General features: G+C 65.9%; 14 protein-coding genes. 8 read left to right on the top strand and 6 right to left on the bottom strand.

Annotated features, from left to right (window positions below):
• Positions 1-170 precede the first annotated feature (170 nt).
• A complete protein-coding gene (locus tag NMQ09_RS07935; RefSeq protein WP_255194054.1) occupies positions 171-923 on the bottom strand; it encodes a DUF5781 family protein in 753 nt (250 codons plus the stop codon).
• Positions 924-1,211: 288 nt separating this feature from the next.
• On the opposite strand from NMQ09_RS07935, the gene NMQ09_RS07930 reads away from it, so the two are divergent.
• Positions 1,212-3,398: an elongation factor EF-2 gene (locus tag NMQ09_RS07930; protein WP_255194053.1), complete on the top strand. Its 2,187-nt coding sequence runs from the start codon at positions 1,212-1,214 to the stop codon at positions 3,396-3,398.
• 56 nt (positions 3,399-3,454) lie between these two features.
• On the opposite strand, the gene NMQ09_RS07925 is transcribed toward NMQ09_RS07930, so the two are convergent.
• The 3 genes from NMQ09_RS07925 to NMQ09_RS07915 all read right to left on the bottom strand — a co-directional run bounded on the left by NMQ09_RS07925 (position 3,455) and on the right by NMQ09_RS07915 (position 5,507).
• Entirely contained in the window at positions 3,455-4,192 is a 738-nt protein-coding gene (locus tag NMQ09_RS07925; protein ID WP_255194052.1) for a TenA family protein, read from the bottom strand.
• A complete protein-coding gene (gene tenA, locus NMQ09_RS07920; RefSeq protein ID WP_255194051.1) occupies positions 4,189-4,848 on the bottom strand; it encodes a thiaminase II in 660 nt (219 codons plus the stop codon). The genes NMQ09_RS07925 and tenA overlap by 4 nt, the downstream gene beginning before the upstream one ends.
• A 302-nt stretch (positions 4,849-5,150) precedes the next feature.
• Complete coding sequence (locus NMQ09_RS07915) at positions 5,151-5,507, bottom strand: cell division protein SepF (protein WP_255194050.1); 357 nt, start codon at positions 5,505-5,507, stop codon at positions 5,151-5,153.
• A 194-nt stretch (positions 5,508-5,701) separates the two neighbouring features.
• On the opposite strand from NMQ09_RS07915, the gene NMQ09_RS07910 reads away from it, so the two are divergent.
• The 4 genes from NMQ09_RS07910 to NMQ09_RS07895 all read left to right on the top strand — a co-directional run bounded on the left by NMQ09_RS07910 (position 5,702) and on the right by NMQ09_RS07895 (position 11,570).
• Positions 5,702-7,243 (top strand): S8 family serine peptidase, encoded by a 1,542-nt coding sequence (locus NMQ09_RS07910; protein ID WP_255194049.1) that lies wholly within the window; start codon positions 5,702-5,704, stop codon positions 7,241-7,243.
• 358 nt (positions 7,244-7,601) lie between these two features.
• Positions 7,602-9,395 (top strand): S8 family serine peptidase, encoded by a 1,794-nt coding sequence (locus NMQ09_RS07905; RefSeq protein WP_255194048.1) that lies wholly within the window; start codon positions 7,602-7,604, stop codon positions 9,393-9,395.
• 125 nt (positions 9,396-9,520) lie between these two features.
• Positions 9,521-10,234, top strand: coding sequence for a DUF1028 domain-containing protein (locus NMQ09_RS07900; RefSeq protein ID WP_255194047.1), 714 nt, complete (start codon positions 9,521-9,523; stop codon positions 10,232-10,234).
• A gap of 103 nt (positions 10,235-10,337) precedes the next feature.
• A complete protein-coding gene (locus NMQ09_RS07895) occupies positions 10,338-11,570 on the top strand; it encodes an MFS transporter (protein ID WP_255194046.1) in 1,233 nt (410 codons plus the stop codon).
• Here the strand turns inward: NMQ09_RS07895 and NMQ09_RS07890 are convergent.
• A complete protein-coding gene (locus NMQ09_RS07890; protein WP_255194568.1) occupies positions 11,560-12,039 on the bottom strand; it encodes an RNA-binding protein in 480 nt (159 codons plus the stop codon). The genes NMQ09_RS07895 and NMQ09_RS07890 overlap by 11 nt on opposite strands.
• A 122-nt stretch (positions 12,040-12,161) precedes the next feature.
• Here NMQ09_RS07890 and NMQ09_RS07885 point away from each other — a divergent pair, with 122 nt between their 5' ends.
• The 3 genes from NMQ09_RS07885 to NMQ09_RS07875 all read left to right on the top strand — a co-directional run bounded on the left by NMQ09_RS07885 (position 12,162) and on the right by NMQ09_RS07875 (position 14,264).
• Positions 12,162-12,452 (top strand): DUF7562 family protein, encoded by a 291-nt coding sequence (locus NMQ09_RS07885; protein ID WP_255194045.1) that lies wholly within the window; start codon positions 12,162-12,164, stop codon positions 12,450-12,452.
• An 84-nt stretch (positions 12,453-12,536) separates the two neighbouring features.
• Positions 12,537-13,823 (top strand): RNB domain-containing ribonuclease, encoded by a 1,287-nt coding sequence (locus tag NMQ09_RS07880; RefSeq protein WP_255194044.1) that lies wholly within the window; start codon positions 12,537-12,539, stop codon positions 13,821-13,823.
• A 192-nt stretch (positions 13,824-14,015) separates the two neighbouring features.
• Positions 14,016-14,264, top strand: coding sequence for a HalOD1 output domain-containing protein (locus NMQ09_RS07875; RefSeq protein ID WP_255194043.1), 249 nt, complete (start codon positions 14,016-14,018; stop codon positions 14,262-14,264).
• 182 nt (positions 14,265-14,446) lie between these two features.
• Here the strand turns inward: NMQ09_RS07875 and NMQ09_RS07865 are convergent, their stop codons facing one another.
• On the bottom strand, positions 14,447-15,007 hold the full coding sequence (locus NMQ09_RS07865; RefSeq protein WP_255194042.1) for a hypothetical protein: 561 nt from the start codon (positions 15,005-15,007) through the stop codon (positions 14,447-14,449).
• Between the last annotated feature and the right edge of the window lie 34 nt (positions 15,008-15,041).

Below are 15,041 nucleotides of genomic sequence, written 5' to 3'. Positions count from 1 at the left end.
GTGACCGCGCCGACTCGAGCGACTCGAGGCCGCCGACCGACGGTCCGAGGTAGGAGTCTGTTACCGTCGCCGCTGTCCGTCAGTGCACACGCTGCTCACCGCGTGGAACCTGGTTCAGCTGGGAGGAACGAGCGAAGGAGGTCGTTAACTCCGCCTCGAGTGGTCGATGCTCAGTCGGCCGCTGGCTCTCCGCCGACGTACGAGCGCGTCGCCTCGACGAGCACCCGTCGATAGGCACTCGAGCCCGGATCGGCCGTGAGTTCTCTGAACCGACGCCGGAAGCCGTCGAAGTCGACGGTCGGAGCGTCGAGCGCCGCGGCGCTCGCGAGGTCGTACAGGCGGTGGTCGGACTCGAGTAAGTCGTGACGCTCGGCGAGTGCGAGCGCGAACGCCGCGTTGACGGCGGTGATCTCGGGATCTGCGGCGGGCGAGATCCGTTCGAGGCCCGGCCGCGGGGGCGTCGGAGGCTGGTCTGCGAGCGCCCGGGCCAGGCTCGACTCGAGAAAGGCAAGCAGTTTCTCACCCGGTCCCACCGAGAGGGTGATGTCGTCGGCGTAGATGTCTTTCATGTGGTTCGCGATCTGATAGCAGTGGGCGAGCTTGCGCCGTTCGACGCGCTTGCCCGCGAGTGCGAGGTAGAGCACCTCCTCGGTCGACTGGACGTGGGAGGGATGTTCCTGTTCGTAGCGAGCCATGTGGGCGAACTCGTGTAAGGCGAGTTCTCGGGCGAGCGCGCTCGAGGCGGCCTGCCTCGAGATGTTCAGGACGTGACGGTCGTTGTAGTGGGCCGCCCAGGTGCGTTCGTCCGGATTCTCACGAACCCGGACGTGGACGGGCAGGGAGAGGTCGTGTTCGGTCTCGAGGAGGTCGCGGGCTCCGAGAAAAGGTGCGGCGGGCCCTGACCCCTGTACGCGGAGGTCCATGTGTAGCAGTATCAAGGGCGGTGACGGTATGGCTCTTACGCCTGATCTCGTGTGCTGTCTGCGGTGAGCCGTGTGGGTCAAATTCACGGCCGGTCGGTCGACCTTTCTGCGTGGCATTCACTCACGCAAATTGCACGAGCCGGCGCGGTGACGGCGACGTTCGCCGATTCGCGGTCGAAACTCCCGTGGTCGAGTCGTATCATCCGCGACGACCGTCGCGTCTGGCGAAAATAGGGGTGCGATGCGAAACAGCACCCTTTTGACCCCGCTACCGGTAGTGGGGCGTATATGGGCCGACGTAAGAAGATCGTACAGGAGTGTGAACGGTTGATGGACGAGCCGGAGAACATCCGGAACATCGCCATCGCCGCTCACGTCGACCACGGTAAAACGACACTTTCGGACAACCTCCTCGCAGGTGCGGGCATGATCTCCGATGATACTGCCGGCCAGCAGCTCGCGATGGACACGGAGGAAGACGAACAGGAACGTGGGATCACCATCGACGCGGCGAACGTCTCGATGACCCACGAGTACGAGGACACCAACCACCTCATCAACCTCATCGACACGCCGGGCCACGTCGACTTCGGTGGCGACGTCACCCGTGCGATGCGCGCCGTCGACGGTGCGCTCGTCGTCGTCGACGCCGTCGAGGGTGCGATGCCCCAGACCGAGACGGTGCTGCGCCAGGCACTGCGCGAAGGCGTCAAGCCCGCGCTGTTCATCAACAAGGTGGACCGCCTCATCTCCGAGCTGCAAGAAGGCCCACAGGAGATGCAAGAGCGCCTCCTGAAGGTCATCCAGGACGTCAACGACCTCATCCGCGGGATGACCGAGGACATGGACGACGTCGACGACTGGACGGTTTCGGTCGAAGGCGGCACCGTCGGTTTCGGTTCTGCGCTGTACAAGTGGGGCGTCTCGATGCCCTCGATGCAGCGCACCGGGATGGACTTCGGCGACATCATCGACTTAGAGCAGGCCGACAAACGCCAGGAGCTCCACGAGCGGACGCCCCTGTCGGACGTCGTCCTGGACATGGTCTGTGAGCACTTCCCCAACCCCGTCGATGCTCAGCCCCGCCGTATCCCGCGCATCTGGCGCGGCGACGCCGAGTCAGAGCTGGCCGAATCGATGCGACTCGTCGACGAAGAGGGCGAGGTCGTCCTGATGGTCACCGACATCTCGATGGACCCCCACGCGGGCGAAGTCGCCTCCGGTCGTGTCTTCTCGGGCTCCCTCGAGAAGGGCCAGGAGCTGTACGTCTCCGGCGTCGCGGGCAAAAACCGCATCCAGAACGTCGGCATCTACATGGGTGGCGAGCGCGAGGAAGTGGAACGCGTTCCCGCCGGGAACATCGCGGCCGTCACCGGCCTGCGCGACGCCATCGCCGGCTCGACCGTCTCGAACGTCGAGATGACCCCCTTCGAGTCGATCGAGCACATCTCCGAGCCGGTCATCACGAAGTCCGTCGAGGCGAAGACGATGGACGACCTGCCGAAGCTCATCGAGGCGCTCCGGCAGTTCTCCAAGGAAGACCCGACGATCCAGATCGACATCAACGAGGACACCGGCGAGCACCTGATCTCCGGACAGGGTGAGCTCCACCTCGAGGTCATCACCCAGCGGATGGAGGCCAACCAGGGCATCCCCGTCAACACCGGTGAGCCGATCGTCGTCTACCGCGAGGCCGTCCAGCGCGAGAGCGACACCGTCGAAGGGATCTCGCCCAACCGCCACAACCGCTTTTACATCTCCGCGGAGCCACTCAGCGACGAACTCGTCGAGACGATCCAGCTGGGCGAGGCGTCGATGGACATGCCCGAACTCGAGCGCCGTGAGGCGCTCATGGAAGCCGGCATGGAGAAAGACGACGCCCAGGTCGTCGAGCACATCCACGGCACCAACATCCTGCTCGACCAGACCAAGGGTATCCAGCACCTGAACGAGACGATGGAGCTGTTCATCGAGGGGCTCGAGGAGGCCCTCGACAACGGTCCGCTCGCCAACGAGCCGGTCCAGGGGACGCTCATCCGGCTGCACGACGCCAAGCTCCACGAGGACACCATCCACCGTGGTCCGGCACAGGTCATCCCGGCGACCCGGGAGGCCGTCCACCGCTCGCTGATCGACGCCCACGTCAAGCTGCTCGAGCCGATGCAGGACGTCCGCATCGACGTCCCCAACGAGCACATGGGCGCCGCCTCCGGCGAGATCCAGGGCCGCCGTGGCCGCGTCGACGACATGTACCAGGAGGGTGACCTCATGGTCGTCGAGGGCATCGCGCCCGTCGAAGAGATGATCGGCTTCTCGAGTGACATCCGCAGCGCGACCGAGGGTCGTGCCGCCTGGAACACCGAGAACGCCGGCTTCGAGGTCATGTCCGACTCCCTCCAGCGCGAGACGATCATGGAGATCCGCGAGCGCAAGGGCATGAAACTCGAGCTGCCCCAGAGTATCGACTACCTCTAAGACTGCGTTCTGCGTTTTCTCGTTTCTATCCCCGAGAGCGACCGCCTCGAGTACACCTACCCCTGCTCGAGCGCGTCGTCGAAGAAGGCGACCTCGAGGTCGACGGACCGGCGGAACAACGTTTCGACTCGGCGCTGTCGACGCGAGGAGAGCGCCGGCCCGACCGCGTCGAGCTGGCCGCGCAGCCAGTCGACGAAGTCGACGAACGACGGCACGGCGTGGAGGTCGATCCACTCGGCGTAGTAGAAGGGAAGGTCGGCCCCGGCACTCGGCGGCTCGTCGGCTGCGGGATCGGCGTACTCGTCGGCGACGGCGGTCGCCCACTCACGGTAGATCCACTCCGCCGGCACGAGGACGGCGAGGGTCTCGGCGTACCCGCCCTGTCTGGCGGCTCGTCCGAGGAGGTCGAGGAAGGCCTGCGTCGTCGCCGTCGGTTCGGGATCGTGCCACCTCGATTCGGGAACCTCGAGCGCCTCGAACGACCGCAGGAAGTAGTCGTTTTCTTCGTCGGTGACGGTCTCGAGGAACTCCACGAGCGGCCGCTTCGCGTCGATGCCGGGGGCTTCCCCGACGGCGAAGCCGAACGTTCCGACGAGTTCGTCGACGAAGGCGTAGTCCTGGACCAGATACGCGGCGTAGGCGTCCTCGGGGAGCGTCCCGTCGCCGAGTTGCCGGGCAAACGGGTGGGTGACCGCGTCGGTCCACGCCGGCTCGGCCCGCTCGCGCAGCCAGTCGGTAAATCGAGGCTCGTCGGCGTCGGCAGCGTACGCCGCGTACGTGTCGGTGGCCGTCACAGTCCCCACCCCTCCTGGGTGTAGGCCATCTCCCAGAACCGGTACTCGAGTTTGGCGCTCGTGAGGAACGCCTCGCGCATAGCGTCGTGCTCGCCGGGGTAGGCCTCCCCGCAGCGATCGACGAACTCGCGACACCAGCGGGTCGCCTCGCGGAACTCTTCGCCGGTGTACATCTCGATGAACGGCGTGTACCGGTGTTCCTCGGTGGCGAGGTCGGCCATGTGCTCGCCCACGTCCTGGTAGCCCTGCATACAGGGGAACAGCGCGGCCGCGATCTCTGCGACCGAGCCCTCGTAGGCGGTGCGCACGAGAAAGTTCGTGTACGCGACGCAGGTCGGGGCTTTCTCGACGGACTCGAGTTCCTCACGCTCGATTCCGTAGTCGGCGGCGAACGACCGGTGGAGGTCCATCTCGTGGTCGAGTACCGTGTGGGCGACCCCGAGTAAGTGGGTCATCGTCTCCTCGTCGCGCGCTTTCGTCCCGGCGAGGGCGAACAGCCGCGCGTAGTCGAGCAGGTACCGGTAGTCCTGTTTCAGCCAGTGCTGGAACGGCGCCTCGTCGAGGGTTCCCTCGGCGAGTTCGACCACGAACGGGTGCTCGTACTGTGCCTCCCAGACGTGTTCTCCCTCCTCGAGGAGGGCGTCACTGAACGTCATACCACCCTGTTTCGCCTACTGATGAATATAACTGACGAATACAACTCAGTTATTCTCGTCGCGAACGGCGACGGAAGAACGCGGGTCACGCCGGATCAGCGACAGGACACGGTGAAGTCACTGCACAGCCAGTCACGAACGTCGGCTGTGATCGGGTGTCACTCGTCTCACGAGTACTAGAGGCGGCGTCGCCGCTCTGCCGCTCACGGCATGCCGGAACCGATCGGTGAGTCTCGTATCGAAACGATGGCGAAACAGTCGAGTGACAGTCCGCCCCGTCGGAGGAAAAGCCGGCTACTCGGTCACCGGCCGAGCTTCTCCCGGCCGATCCGCACGCCCGTGGGCGTGATGATGATCTGGTCGTCGCCTTTCTGAACGATGTCGCCGTCGACCTCTCGAGCGACCTGCCGGAGTTCGTCGACGATGTGTTCGGCCGTGCTGTCTTTCGTGCGCAGGCGGGTGATGTCGGCGATGACGATGTCGCCGTCGTAGACGGCGTCTTTGATGTCGATCGCGGACGGCTGTCCATCGATCTCTGCGACGTGGACCTGCATCGTCGCCTGTCTCCCGTGGTCAGCTACGTCGTCGAGGTCGAGTTCAACGTAATCCTCGGTCGTTCGGGACTGTCCGCCGCCGAGAATTTTGCTCATGAGTCCCATAGTCGACAGACACCTTCGCTGTCAGTATAGTTCTTACGTCAGACGGAGTTTCACCGCGCCCAATAGATGACTTCAGTGACATTAGTTTCGCCCGTTCATTCCGCTACTCCTATATTTCCGAACAGTTTCTCGAGGAGACCATACGGATGTTTTAAGTTATCACTCCCTGTGGGTGTACATGCAACACATATACCATGGGAGATGAGCATTACTCACGGCGAACGGTTCTACAGGGAGTAACGGCGGGTGCCGTCGGGACGACACTCGTGGGGAAGGCGACTGCAGCGAACGAGGGCGAATACGTCGTCGGCATCGTTCCCGGCGGCGACCGGGGTGCGGTTCGGCGAGCGGCACAATCGGTACGGAAGGAACTCGACTTCGGGAAGATCGGGAGCGCCATCTCCGGCCGGTTCTCCGAACAGGCGGTCGAGGCACTCCAGAACAACCCGAACGTCCGCTACGTCGAACAGAACGGCCGGATGCACGCGCTCGGCCAGGAGACGCCGTACGGGATCGAGAAAGTCAAAGCCGACGTCGCGATCGAAAACGGCGAAACGGGCGCGAACGTCAGCGTCGCCGTCATCGACACGGGCATCGACGCCGCCCACGAGACCCTCGCAGAGAACCTCGGCGAGGGGTACGCGACCGACGACGCCGCCTGTACCACGGGCTGCGGTGGCGGCCCCTTCGGCGGCGGCAACGACATCGAGGAGTGTCTCGAGCCGTGGGACGACGACAACGACCACGGCACTCACTGTGCTGGAACCGTCGGTGCGGCGGACGACGGCGTCGGTGTGCTCGGCGTCGCGCCCGACGTGACGCTGCACGCGGTGAAGGTCCTCGACTGCAGCGGGAGCGGCACGTTCGACGACATCGCCGAGGGAATCGTGTGGTCGGCCGACCAGGGTCACGACGTCCAGAGCCTGAGCCTCGGGGCAGATAGCGGCTCCGAGGTCGTCGAGGACGCCGTCGAGTACGCCACCAACGCGGGCGTCGTCATGGTCGCCGCGGCGGGCAACTCGGGTCCGTGCACCGACTGCGTCGGCTATCCGGCCGCGTACGACGATGTGATCGCCGTCTCGGCCACCGACGAGGACGACGAGCTGGCGGACTTCTCCTCGACGGGTCCCGAGGTCGACCTCGCCGCACCCGGCGTCGACGTCCTCTCGACCGTTCCGCGCGATGACTACGCATCGTTCTCGGGAACCTCGATGTCCTGCCCACACGTCGCTGGCGCTGCCGCGACACTGCTCGCGGCCGGCTACGATCCCGACGAGATTCGGGACCTCCTGAAAGACGCCGCTGACGACATCAGCCTCGACGACAACGAACAGGGCGCCGGCCGACTAAACGTCGCGAACGCGCTCGAGCTGGAAGAGGGCGACGACGAAGAGGACGACGAGGATGACGAAGAAGAGGACGACGACGAAGAGGATGATGAGGACGACGTCGAGTCCGCCCCGGAGATCGACGACTTCTCGCTAAGCACGCGGGGCTCGGGCCCCTGGTCGCGCGCTGACGTCGACTGGACCGTCTCCGACGCCGACGGTGCACTCGAGTCCGTGACGTCCGAACTGCTCGACGGCACCACCGTCCTGGATGCAGAGAGCTCGTCGGTCAGCGGCTCGAGTGCGTCGGGCGAACACGAACTGCGCACTCGCGACAGCCCCGACACCGTCCGACTCACCGTCGTCGACGAAGCCGGTAACGAGACGAGCGAGACGAAAGACTACTGACGCGAACTGCGGCACGTCAGTTTCACACTTTTTGAAGCCACCCGCGACGCTTCGAAATCAATTGCCGACGTTTCTGACTGAACGTCTGCGAAAGCGGTCTTCAGCAAGAGACTGTTCAACAACAATGGAAATATTAATATACTTTGGTAATAACCATTGACCAGGCGCATGCTACGTCCGAACACGCCACGCTGTGAACACACACAGACAAGTAACGACCGCATCGGAACGGGGTCGTACCAGTGTGTCAGCTCGGCGGCGTGGACTCGATCGCGAGCGTCGTTCAGGGCGCTCTGCGATCGATGGTCGTCGTCGAGCGCAAGCGGGGTCACAGACGCCATGCGTCGCGCACTACTTCATGTCAGACAACAACATCACTCGCCGTCGCGTGCTCCGCACCACCGCTGCGGGCGTGGCGGCTACGGGAATCACCGGTACAGCAGTCGCACGAGGACCACCAGAGCGGAAGATCGTCGGGCTGACCGCCGACACCCCATTCGGCCTCGCCCGTCGAGCGGCCGACGAGATCGATCACGAGCTGGACTTCGACGACATCGGGAAGGCGGTCGTCGGGCGGTTCCCCGACGAAGCGATCGAGGGACTCGAGCGAAATCCGAACGTCCGGTACGTCGAAGACGACCAGGAGGCGTTCGCGCTTCAGACCGTCCCGTGGGGCGTCGACCGCGTCGGCGGCGACGTGCTCCACCAGGGGGGTGAGACCGGCGCCGGTGGGTCGATCGCGATCATCGACACCGGGGTCCAGGTCGACCACGAGAGTCTCGACGTCGACGGCGGCGCCGCCTTCGGAACCTCCTGTTCCACCTGTCCCGAACCGTACGGCGACGACAACGGACACGGCACCCACTGTGCCGGAACGGCGGTCGCGCCGGACAACGGGGTCGGCGTCGTCGGCGTCTCGCTCGACTCCGAGCTATACGCCGTAAAAGTGCTCGACTCGTTCGGCGGCGGCAACTTCGGTGACGTCGCGGCCGGGATCGAGTGGACCGCCGACCAGGGTATCGACGTCGCCTCACTCTCGCTCGGCGGTTCCAGCCACGTCCAGGCACTCGAGGACGCCTGTGAGTACGCCGTCAGCCAGGGGACGCTGGTCGTCGCCGCGGCGGGTAACGACGGCTGCTGTGACAACGTCGGCTACCCGGCGGCGTACGACAGCGTGATCGCGGTCTCCTCGACCGACGACAACGACAATATCTCGAGTTTCTCCTCGCGCGGCCCCGAAGTCGAGATCGCTGCGCCGGGGAGTAACATCTACTCGACGTACCTCAACGACAGCTACGACACGCTCTCGGGGACGTCGATGGCGTGTCCACACGTCGCCGGTGCGGCCGCGCACCTGATGGGTAACGGGATGAGCAACACCGAGGCGCGCCAGCAGCTCCAGAACACCGCCGAGGACATCGGTCTCAGCGGCAACGAACAGGGCTACGGATTGCTCGACGCCGAGGCAGCGGTTCTCGGGGACCCCCCCGAGCCCGAACTCTCCGTCTCGACTAACTCCGCAACCGGCGTCGGCGAGACGTCGGCGACGCTGAACGGCTCACTCGACGACCTCGGCGACGCGACCAGCGCGGAGGTCTCCTTCGAGTGGGGCGAAGTCGGCAGCGGCTTCCCGAACGCGACGGCCCCCGAGACGCTCACCGCGACGGGCTCGTTCAGTGAGACGCTCTCCGGACTCACTGAAGGCGTAGACTACGAGTTCCGTGCGGTCGCCGAGACCACCGACGACGCCGACACCGGGCTCACCCAGTCGTTCACGACCGACAGCGACGACGGCGGCTGTTTCATCACCACGGCGACCGCGGGCGAGGGGCACACGCTCAACTCGCTCCGGCGCTTCCGTGATGAGTCCATGGCGGCGACGCCGATGGGCCGCGGGCTGGTCGGACTCTACTACCGCATCAGTCCACCCATCGCCGACACGCTCGCCGAACACCCCGAGAGTCTGACGGCTCGGACCACCCGGAAGATCGTGGACCTGTGTGCGTCGCTTTCGGACAGCCAGGCCGAAACCGACTCGGCTGTCGAGAGCGCCTCCATCGGCGTCGCGCTCACGGCCCTGTACGCCGTCGGCATCCTGGTGGGTGCCGGTGGCCACGCCGGAATCCGCGCTCGAGAACTGGTAACGCGGTAATCGACCGATACGGATCACCTCGAGTCGATGCCGCCCTCGACGGCACTGCCTCGAGGCGGTCCGGACTTCGGCACACGCCTGCCGGTACGCCTGATTTTTTGTCGACCCACTCCCTGGAGACGGCCATGACGTTCAGCATCTGCGTCCGGGAGACGTACGAGGACGAGGACGGCGAGCCACAGCGCCGGTTCGGCGTCGCGGTGACGACCCGCCTCGCCGGCGTCGGCACGCTCTGTCCGTTCGCCAGCGAGAACGGCGCGATCGCCACACAAAGTCTGGTCAACGTCGACCTCGGCCGACGCGGTCTCCAGTACGTCGACGAGGGGCTCGCCATCGGGGACGCCCTCGAGGCGCTGCTCAACGCCGACGACGGCGCGGCCGGCCGCCAGCTCCACGGCGTCGACGCCGACGGGACCTTCACGTTCTCCGGCGAGGAGTGTCGCGACTGGTACGGCCACCTCGAGGGCGAGAACTACACCGTCGCGGGCAACCTGCTAACCGGCGAGTCGGTGATCGAAGCGACCGCGGCGAGCTACGAGGCGAGCGACCGCGCCGAACCGCTGGCCAAGCGGCTGATCGACGCGCTCGAGGCCGGCTACGAGGAAGGCGGCGACAAACGCGAGGAGCTGCCGGTGCAAAGCGCCGCCCTGCTGGTGCGCACGACCGAAGACCGCGAGCTGGACCCCTTCTACGACGACCTTCGCGTCGACGCGACCGAAGAACCGACCGCCGACCTCCGGGAGACGTACGAACTCGCCAGACGGGGCTACGCGGACGCAATGGACCGCTACGAGGACGCCTACGAGGAAGACGAGCTCGAGTCGACCGACGGCGCCTGAGTGGCAACGATCGCCGCCCCCTGGGCGCCACACTCGAGCCGTCGCGGTTCGATCGGCCGACACCCCGACAGTCAAATACTGCGACTCTGTACGGACCAGATACGTGCGCTCGCGAACCAGGGCCCTCGTCGTCACCTCTCTCGCGCTGTTCCTGTCGATCCTCGTCTGGTTCAACTACTCGGCAGTCCTCCCGCTGATCGTCGAGGAGTGGGGGCTCTCGGGGACTCGAGCAGGGATCATCTTCGGCGTCTTCCAGGCGGGCTACCTCGTCGCGATCCTCCCGGCCGGCTGGCTGGCGGATCGATACTCGCCGCGGTGGGTGGTGAGCGTCGGCGCGGCGGGCACCGGCCTCTTCAGCCTCGGGTTTGCGCTCTTCGCGACGGGCTTTCTCTCCGGAACCGCGTTTCGCTTCCTCTCGGGGCTGTTCATCGCGGGCGTCTACGTCCCCGGGATGCGCTTCGTCAGCGACTGGTACCCCGCGGACGTCCGCGGGCGGGCGATGGGGCTCTACATCGGGACGTTCTCGCTGAGCAGCGGCCTCTCGTTCGTCGCGGCGACCGTCGTCGCCGACGCGGTCGACTGGCGAACCGCCATCGCCGTGACGAGCGTCGGCGCGCTCGCCGTCCCGCCATTGATGCTCGGACTCGCCGAGGACAGCCCCGGTCGGAGCGCGCGCTCGAGCCGCGGCGTCGACCGATCACTGCTGAAAAACCGCGCCTACCTCGCCTGCGTGAGCGTCTACTCCTGGCACAACTGGGAGCTGTTCGGCGTTCGCAACTGGCTGCTGGCGTTCCTGCTCGTGACGCCCGCGTTCGCGGCGGTCGGCTCGAGCGGCGGTGCGTTCGGCGTCGGCGCCGCGACGCTCGCCGGCCTGCTCGTCGGCGTCGTCACCGCGATGAGCGGCGTCGGAAACGTTGCCGGTGGCGTACTCTCGGACCGGATCGGTCGCTCGAGGACGATCGGGCTCGGCCTCGGGGGGAGCGCGATCTGTAGCGCGACCCTGGGCGTCCTCGGCTGGCTCCCACTGCCGGCGCTCGTCGCGCTGTTGTTGGTGTACGGGACGCTGCTGAGCGTCGACAGCGCGCCCACCTCGACGCTGGTCACCGAGGTCGTCGACGACGACCAGGTCGGGACGGCGCTGTCGATCCAGTCGTTCGTCGGCTTCTCGACGACGGTCGTCTCGCCGGTCGTCTTCGGGCTGGCGCTCGACGTCGGCGGCTACGCTCTCGCCTGGCCGACGCTCGCTGCCGGTGCGCTTGCTGGACTGGCCTCCGTCGCCGTCCTCGAGCGGAGCCTGCGTCGGCGAGCGTCACGTGTCGATCCGGTCAGCCCGTAAAGCCGAACAGTTCGTCGCCGACGTGGTGCAGCGAGTCGACGACCTTGCCCTCGTCGCCGACCATCTCCGAGCCGTCGACCCGGGCGCGACCGACCGCCAGGATCTTTCCGTGGGTCTCCTCGGCGATCACCACCAGGTCGCCGCCCTCGATGTCCTCGCTCGCCTCGGTGATCCCCGGGCGCATCACGTCCGCGCCGTCGCTGACGAACGAGATCGCGCCGGCGTCGACGGTGACCAGTCGCCGCTCGGGTTCGTAAGCGTTCGCGCCGCGGACCGTCAGGAACAGCTCCCCCTCGAAGGTGGCGACCTGCGGCTCGCCGTCGATCAGGATCACCTCGAGCGCCTCGTCCTCGAACTCGACGCGCTCGTAAGTGTCCCCGTCGAGGTCGACGCCGAGCTGTGTCGAGATCGTCTCCTCGAGGTCGGAGACGGCGTCGCTTCGGAGGTGGTGTCTGGACTTGACCTGCATGTCCGGGAGGATGACCGGTCGGGGCATAAAACGCCCGTCTCGAGACCGGTCGGCCGACCGGACCGTTAGCGTCGACGACGGGTGTGGTAATCGCTAAGTATGCACACGCCGATCGACGTATCATGTGGCCCTCCCGACGGCGCACCCCGACGGTGACGTGCATCGCCTGTGGCACGTCGGTTCCCCGGGACGAGGCTCGCGAGTACGACAAGTACGGCGACCGCTGGGATCGCGACGGCAAGGCGTTCGAATACCTCTGTAAGCCCTGCGATCGAGCGTGTTGCCATCACTCGCGAGCCGGGCTCGAGGAGCTGCTCGTCGAGATCGGCGCGGGAGAGCGCAGCCAGGAGGAGTTTCTCACGTGGTACGTCACGACGGTCGAGCGACGGTACGGGCGACTCGAGGAGCGGTAGCCGACTGAGGGAGGGTGAACCGCTCTCGCGCTTCCGGACGCTGGTCCCGACACGTCTTTGACGCTCTCGTTCGTAGGCGCCGGTATGAGTGACGATGCACAGGCCGCCGCCGGGACGGCCGAGGGGCAAGGCCCCGTCGAAATCTCCGAGGAAGTCGCCCGCCACCTCGAGAACAAACGCGAAGAGCTGTTCGAGAAGTTCGAGATCCGCGATACGTTCCCGGCGGCGGTGATGGACGAAGCCGAGGAGCGGACCGGCGACGTCCAGGCCGAGATCGACGAACGGATCGACGAGCGAGTCGACTTACGTGACCTGACGACGTGGACGACCGATCCGATCGACGCCCAGGACTTCGACGACGCGCTCTCGATCGAAGAGCGCGACGACGAGTACGTCCTCTGGGTGCACATTGCCGACGTCACCCACTACGTTCACCCCGAGAGCGAGATGTGGGCCGAAGCCGTCGAACGGGGCAACACGGTCTACCTCCCCGGCTACACGATCCACATGCTGCCGCCGATTCTCGCCGAATCCGTCTGTTCGCTCGTCCCCAACGAGGAACGCTTCGCTCACACCGTCGAGATGCACCTCGACAAGGAGACGCTGAGCTACGACGAGATCGACATCTACAAATCCGTCATCGAGTCCGACGAGCGACTCACCTACGCCCAGGCCGAGCAGCGCCTCGACGATCCCGACGCACCGCTACACGAGGAGAACAAACTCGTCCACGAGGTCGCAGACCGGATGCACGAGATCCGCAAGGAAGACGGCTCGCTCGTCCTCAACCCGAGCCGAGATCGGGCCCACACCATCATCGAGGAGTGCATGCTGAAAGCGAACAAGGCCGTTACCCACGAGCTGATGTGGAATCGTGGCGTCGAGGCGATGTACCGCGTCCACCCCCAGCCCACCCCCGACGAGTGGTCGAAGGCCCTCCAGGAGATCCAGGAACTCGATGGCGTCTCGATCCCCGGCGACACCTGGGACGACCCGCGAAAGGCCGTCAACGCCACCCTCGAGGACGCCCCGGGTCGACAGCTCGATAAGATCCAGTGGGCCGTGATGAAGGTGATGCCGCGCGCTCGCTACATGAACGACCCCTTCGGCGGCCACCACGCGCTCAACTTCGAGATCTACGGCCACTTCACGAGCCCGATCCGCCGGCTCTCTGACCTGATCAACCACTGGATCGTCTACCAGAACGAGGTGCCCGAAGACCTCGTGGCCCTCTGTGATCGTGCGAGTGACAAACAGAAAGCCGCCGAACAGTGCGAACGCGAGTACAAGAACTTCCTCCAGGAGGTCGGCCTCGACCCGATGGCGGTGAACAACCGCGGCATCGAGGTCGTCGACGAAGCCGAGGATTGAGCGACGCGACGCCCACCGCCTCGTGAACAGCGATAGGGCGTCAACCGGTGCACAGCCACACCCGATCCGGCATCGGCGCCGTCAAACTGGTCACACCGTGCCGACAGCACTAGTTCAGAATCGAGTACCCGTAGGCAGAGTTGGACAGCGTACAACCATCTATAAGTGTCCGAGCGTCGTAGCGACGTCTCGGTGAACGAAAACAGCGAAGGGGTGTTCTGTACGGCGATTCGCGAACCACTGGCGGTAACGATCGTCCGCGCCGTCGCCTCGTGTACGAACGAACCGATGACCGAGTTAGCGCCCCTGTTCGACGTCGTCGACGTGGACGCGCTGGATGCACTGATGAGCCACGGAACGGAGTGTCGCGTCGAGTTCACGTACGAAGGGTGTGTCGTCGGCGTGTCACCGTCGGAAGTCTGCGTCGAACTGCAGGAGTGAGGCCGCTCGAGCTGATCGTCGACCCACCCGCCGGTTCTACTCAGATCGGTTTCTCGTAGACGTACTCTTCGAGGCCATCGAACTCGCTCTCGCGAGCCTCGACGCGTTCGAACCCGCTCGAGTCGTAGAAGGAGACGGCGACCTCGTTCTCTGCGAGGACGAGCCGCCAGGACGGATCCCGCTCACTCGGCCGACGAGCGTCCGTTCGCTCGCTCGTACACCAGCCCGCCGACGATGGCGGCCGGGATCGTGAGCCACGTCGTGAAGACGACCGCGAAGATCCCGATCAGCGTCGTGAGGGCGGCGAGTTCCACGACCGCTGCCTCGAGGCCCTCGGGCGCTCCCGCTGCCACGGCGTAAAGCGCGAGCACGAAGAAGACGGCCGCGAGCGAGAGGACGTAGGTGAGCACGGCCGTGAGCACGCCCCCGACCGCACCGAAGCGCGGCGTGGACGCCGGGAGGGACCTCCAGACGAGCGTGCCGGCGACGAACGCGGCCGGGACGACGAACGGGATCGCCACGAGACCGACCCCGGACCAGAACGGATGGGCGGCGGTGAGCGGAGCGCCGATCAGCGAGGCGACGAACGTCCCGGCCGCGAACGCGACCGCCGCAACGAACGCGGCCGCGGCCGCCGCGTAGCCGGCACCGATCTCGTACCGATCGGCTCTCGGAAGCCGGCCGGGTCCGTAGCGGTGACACAGCGCCTGGAGTTCGTCGATGCGGGGCTGGGAGGTTCCCATAGTGGCCGTTCGATCCGAAGTGACAAAAACACAA

Source organism: Natronobeatus ordinarius, assembly GCF_024362485.1.
Lineage (GTDB): Archaea > Halobacteriota > Halobacteria > Halobacteriales > Natrialbaceae > Natronobeatus > Natronobeatus ordinarius.
The sequence above is the reverse complement of the archived record's forward strand: the minus strand, read 5'-3'. Positions and strand labels throughout refer to the sequence as shown.

Coding starts and splice junctions, on each gene's coding strand:
- NMQ09_RS07935 (WP_255194054.1), bottom strand. CDS start 923: ATGGACCTCCGCGTACAGGGGTCAGGGCCCGCCGCACCTTTTCTCGGA.
- NMQ09_RS07930 (WP_255194053.1), top strand. CDS start 1,212: ATGGGCCGACGTAAGAAGATCGTACAGGAGTGTGAACGGTTGATGGAC.
- NMQ09_RS07900 (WP_255194047.1), top strand. CDS start 9,521: ATGACGTTCAGCATCTGCGTCCGGGAGACGTACGAGGACGAGGACGGC.
- NMQ09_RS07865 (WP_255194042.1), bottom strand. CDS start 15,007: ATGGGAACCTCCCAGCCCCGCATCGACGAACTCCAGGCGCTGTGTCAC.
- NMQ09_RS07890 (WP_255194568.1), bottom strand. CDS start 12,039: ATGCAGGTCAAGTCCAGACACCACCTCCGAAGCGACGCCGTCTCCGAC.
- NMQ09_RS07885 (WP_255194045.1), top strand. CDS start 12,162: ATGTGGCCCTCCCGACGGCGCACCCCGACGGTGACGTGCATCGCCTGT.
- NMQ09_RS07905 (WP_255194048.1), top strand. CDS start 7,602: ATGTCAGACAACAACATCACTCGCCGTCGCGTGCTCCGCACCACCGCT.
- tenA (WP_255194051.1), bottom strand. CDS start 4,848: ATGACGTTCAGTGACGCCCTCCTCGAGGAGGGAGAACACGTCTGGGAG.
- NMQ09_RS07910 (WP_255194049.1), top strand. CDS start 5,702: ATGGGAGATGAGCATTACTCACGGCGAACGGTTCTACAGGGAGTAACG.
- NMQ09_RS07880 (WP_255194044.1), top strand. CDS start 12,537: ATGAGTGACGATGCACAGGCCGCCGCCGGGACGGCCGAGGGGCAAGGC.
- NMQ09_RS07915 (WP_255194050.1), bottom strand. CDS start 5,507: ATGGGACTCATGAGCAAAATTCTCGGCGGCGGACAGTCCCGAACGACC.